A 3,891-nucleotide genomic window follows, 5' to 3' on the forward strand; every position below is an offset into this window, starting at 1 on the left:
AGCAGCTAGCAGCTAGCAGCTTGACCCGGAATGCTCCGTCCCCCGAAATCTAGCGCAATTGAACACCGAGCCCCGGCAGACTCAGGGGTGTAAGCCAGCCATCCTTGAGTTCAAAGCCGCCTTCGGCCGGGTCCTCGGCCAGGTCCAGGTGGCCGTCCAGGTCAAGGTAGCGGGTTGCCGGACAGGCCAGGGCGGCATGCAGGGCGGCGGCGATGCTGATCCGTGACTCGTCCATGCAGCCCCACATGAGTTCCACTCCCGCCAGCTCGGCGATATCGGCAATCCGCCGGGCCGGCCCCAGGCCACCGCACTTCATCAGCTTGATATTGAACACCCCGCAGGCGGGTGGAGCAGCCGCCAGATTCAGGGCATCGTCCGGCGACAGCAGGCTCTCATCCGCCGCCACTCGCTGGCGCAAGGTTCTGGAAAGGGAGCGCATGTTCTCGCTTACCGGCAGGGGCTGTTCCACGAACTCCAGGCCATAGTCCTTCGTGTCTCGAACGAATTCCCACAGGGCCTTGGCGGTATAGCCCTGATTGGGGTCCACCCGAATCTGAATGTCATCACCGAGCTGGGTTCGCAGGGCGCGGATGCGCTCGATGTCCTCTTCCAGATCCTGGCCCGTCTTGACCTTGAGGTGGCGAAAGCCTCGATCGATGTATTCCCGGGCCTCGTCGAGCGTCTCGTCCACGCCCATGATGCCGATGGTGATGGAGGTTGGCAGGGAGTGCTGGGCCCGGCCAAGGACATCCACTAATGGTCGCTCCAGTTGTTGAGCGAGCAGATCATGCAAGGCCATGTCCAGCGCCGCCCGCTGTGCGGGCGTATCCGGGAAATGTCCCTGCAGTTCCCGCAACAGTCGCGGCAGGTCGGCGACCGGCTGTCCCACCAGCCAGTCCAGTCCGGCCGGATCCAGGGCGGCTTCGCAATCATCCAGGGTTTCGCCGGTGACATGGTGTTCGGGGGCGGCACAGCCCAGGCCGGGTTGACCACGATCCGGGATCAGGCGGACGAAGCAGTTGCCAACACTGTCGGTGCGTCGGAAGGCGATTTCATAGGGGCGGGTGAGGGCGATCTCCCGCCGCCAGGTTTCCACACGAGCGATTTTCATGCTGACCACCTCTGCTTCATGCGCTGGTCTTGTTCGCCATCCGGGTTTCAATGGCCACAAGGACCGGATCGACAGGCTCATCAAGGGGGCTGACAACCGGGATATCCAGTGTCTCGCGCAGCCGAGTGCGCTCATTGGCCACGACCGCATTCTCGGGCGAGCCATGCAGGGTCACGGCAATGGTTTCCACACCGTAATGACGAATCAGGGCGATTTCGTCTTCCACTGTCGGCAGGCGATAGCCGCGAGACTCCAGGCCATCAAAATGGCTTCTGGCCGGGTCATGCTGCAGGACCACGGCATCGGCAGCCCCCGACAGCAGGAACTCCGCCCCGCAGGGTCCGCTGGGATTGCGCAGGGACGATTGACCTTCCAGCAGCATCACATCGGGGCCCAGTTCATGGGCGCAGCGCAGGATGGCGTGTTCCAGTTCACCGCTGACATAGTCATTGGGCGTGGCATCAAAAATGAAACCATAGCGTCCCCCCTGCAGCCAGCCGGTCTGGCCGGTGTAGATCATCTCGGCCCGATGGCCACGGTCACGCAGGCCCTGCACCAGGATCCGGCTGGTGGTTCGCTTGCCAATGGCGCAGTCCATGCCGAGCACGGCAATGCGGGGAATGGCCACATTGCCGACTTCGCCGCTCCAGAAGTGCAGTTCCTCGGTGGGGGGTGGGCGGCGCAGGTCAATGATGCGTACATGGTTCTCCCGCGCAGCCCGCGACAGCACCGGGTCGCTGCCGGCCCAGTCATGCAGGCCGCTGACCAGATTGAGACCGGCCTCCAGGGCGCGCAGCGCGGCGGCATGCAATTCCTCGTTGAAACGGCCACCGTGGGGGGCGACACCGAGTACGCACCACTTGGGGCGGTCGTTGCCGGCAGACAGCGCCTCCTCCACCGAGGCCACCACCGGGATGTTCCGGTGCCGGCCGTCAAGCAGTTCCCCGGCGTCGTGACCCGCCGCCAGCGGGTCCACCACGGCAGTTACCTGGAATCGGTCGCTGCCACGAATGAGGCCATGGGCTACCTTGCCATTGGCCGTCCGATATTCCCGGTTGGCCAGAACGATTGCCTTATCCTGCATGAGCGGTCTCCTTGATCCGACCGCGCCATTTTACAGTCTGTCTCGAAGGTGGCGAGGGGAAATCGATTGATCCACCGTGGCTTATTGCGAGAAAATATGGCCATGAAGCGTCATTTCACTTTATCGGGTGCGGGAGCGGCTGCTTGAGCCTGGGCCACTCAGAACTCGCGCCCATCGGATTGTTCGGTGGGACCTTCGATCCCATCCATCACGGTCATTTGCGCCCGGCCCTGGAACTCTACGAGATCCTGGGGCTGGCCGAGGTGCGCCTGCTGCCCTGCGCCGATCCACCCCACCGGGGCCGTCCTCTGGCACCCGCCCCCTTTCGCCTGGAAATGGCCCAGGCGGCGGTGCACGACCAGCCGGGGCTGGTGGTGGATGACCGGGAAATGCGCCGGCCGGGGCCGTCCTATACCCGGGACACGCTGGAATCCTTCCGGGCCGAGTTTGGTGAACATCGCTCCCTGCTGCTGATTCTCGGCAGCGATGCCTTCCTGGGGTTGCCCAAGTGGCATCGCTGGGAAGGACTACTGGAGCTGGCTCATATCGTGGTGGCCCATCGGCCGGGCTGGGCCCTGAAGCCCGGCGCGGTGCTCGGCGATGTCATGGCGCGCCGGGAAACCGACAATGCGGAAGACCTGCATCGCCTGCCGGCCGGGCGGATCTATCGCCAGCAGGTCACCCAACTGGAGATTTCCTCCACCACCATTCGGGAAATCCTGGACCGGGGGGGATCGGTGCGTTATCTGACGCCGGACCCGGTGGTGAGAATGGTTGAGGGCAGCCCGCATTACTTCAGTACCCCGGCTCGGTCCGTTGCCCGCGTGACGCGGGAAGGAGGCATGTAAGATCGTGACTGCAGAAAAGCAGGAAAAGCTCACCGGCGAGGCATTGAATCGCTGGATCGTGGACGCCCTGGAAGACATCAAGGCCCGTGACATCACGGTGCTGGATGTCCGACAGATCACCCCCATCCTGGATACCATCATCATCGCTTCGGGTACCTCCAGCCGCCATGTGGCCTCGGTGGCCGAGCACCTGGTGCGGGCGGTGAAAAAAGCCGGCATGAAACCCGCGGGGGTGGAAGGCGAACCCGGCTCGGACTGGGTGCTGGTGGATCTCGGCGAAGCCGTCGTGCATGTCATGCACCCGGAATCCCGGGCCTTCTACAACCTTGAAAAGCTGTGGAGCCTGGATGACCAGGACGAGGCCGGCCGCGATGCCCGTGCCCGGGTTGCCGGCGGTGGCCGGCCGCCCTCCATGTCCGGCGGTTGAGGCCCGAATATGCGCATCCGCTTGCTCGCCGTGGGCCAGCGCCAGCCGGCGTGGATCAATGACGGCTTCCGGGAATATGCTCGCCGCCTGCCCCATGAATGCCGCCTGCAGCTCAAGGAAATCACCCCGGGCCGCCGTGGCAGCGGCCGCACCGCTGACGGCGCCAGGGCCGAGGAGGCCGAGCGCATCCTCAAGACCGTCGGCGACGATCGCCTCGTCGCCCTGGACGAGCGAGGCAAGTCGGTGGACACCCTGAAACTGTCGGGTTGGCTCGGCGACTGGTTGATGGATGGCCGCGACCTGTCCTTGGTCATCGGCGGCGCCGACGGCCTGGATGCCAGCGTGCTGGAACGGGCTGATCGCCGCTGGAGTCTGTCACCATTGACCCTGCCCCATGGTCTGGTCCGGGTGATCGTGGCCG

At 64.6% G+C, this 3,891-nt stretch carries 5 protein-coding genes; 3 read left to right on the forward strand and 2 right to left on the reverse strand.

All coding sequences use genetic code 11. The annotated features are described in order from the left end of the window. Nucleotides 1–49 precede the first annotated feature (49 nt). Together ACJWXQ_RS07325 and ACJWXQ_RS07330 are read right to left on the reverse strand one after the other, a co-directional pair. Nucleotides 50–1,111, reverse strand: a complete 1,062-nt coding sequence (locus tag ACJWXQ_RS07325; protein WP_346051318.1) for a dipeptide epimerase — start codon at nucleotides 1,109–1,111, stop codon at nucleotides 50–52. Between the two features lie 16 nt (nucleotides 1,112–1,127). Further along, the gene (locus tag ACJWXQ_RS07330; RefSeq protein ID WP_406672488.1) at nucleotides 1,128–2,195 is read right to left on the reverse strand and encodes a DUF1611 domain-containing protein; all 1,068 of its coding nucleotides are present in this window, start codon (nucleotides 2,193–2,195) and stop codon (nucleotides 1,128–1,130) included. 143 nt (nucleotides 2,196–2,338) lie between these two features. Between ACJWXQ_RS07330 and nadD the strand changes: the two genes are divergently transcribed. The 3 genes from nadD to rlmH form a co-directional block, all read left to right on the forward strand. Beyond that, nucleotides 2,339–3,043, forward strand: a complete 705-nt coding sequence (gene nadD, locus ACJWXQ_RS07335) for a nicotinate-nucleotide adenylyltransferase (RefSeq protein WP_346051323.1) — start codon at nucleotides 2,339–2,341, stop codon at nucleotides 3,041–3,043. Between the two features lie 4 nt (nucleotides 3,044–3,047). After that, nucleotides 3,048–3,470, forward strand: a complete 423-nt coding sequence (gene rsfS / locus ACJWXQ_RS07340; protein ID WP_346051325.1) for a ribosome silencing factor — start codon at nucleotides 3,048–3,050, stop codon at nucleotides 3,468–3,470. A 9-nt stretch (nucleotides 3,471–3,479) separates the two neighbouring features. Then, nucleotides 3,480–3,891, forward strand: a 412-nt coding sequence (gene rlmH, locus ACJWXQ_RS07345) for a 23S rRNA (pseudouridine(1915)-N(3))-methyltransferase RlmH (RefSeq protein ID WP_406672489.1), incomplete at its 3' end; no start/stop codon positions are given.

The sequence above is a fragment of the Natronospira sp. genome, from assembly GCF_007134575.1.
In the GTDB taxonomy this organism is placed as follows: domain Bacteria; phylum Pseudomonadota; class Gammaproteobacteria; order Natronospirales; family Natronospiraceae; genus Natronospira; species Natronospira elongata.

Coding starts and splice junctions, on each gene's coding strand:
- ACJWXQ_RS07325 (WP_346051318.1), bottom strand. CDS start 1,111: ATGAAAATCGCTCGTGTGGAAACCTGGCGGCGGGAGATCGCCCTCACC.
- ACJWXQ_RS07330 (WP_406672488.1), bottom strand. CDS start 2,195: ATGCAGGATAAGGCAATCGTTCTGGCCAACCGGGAATATCGGACGGCC.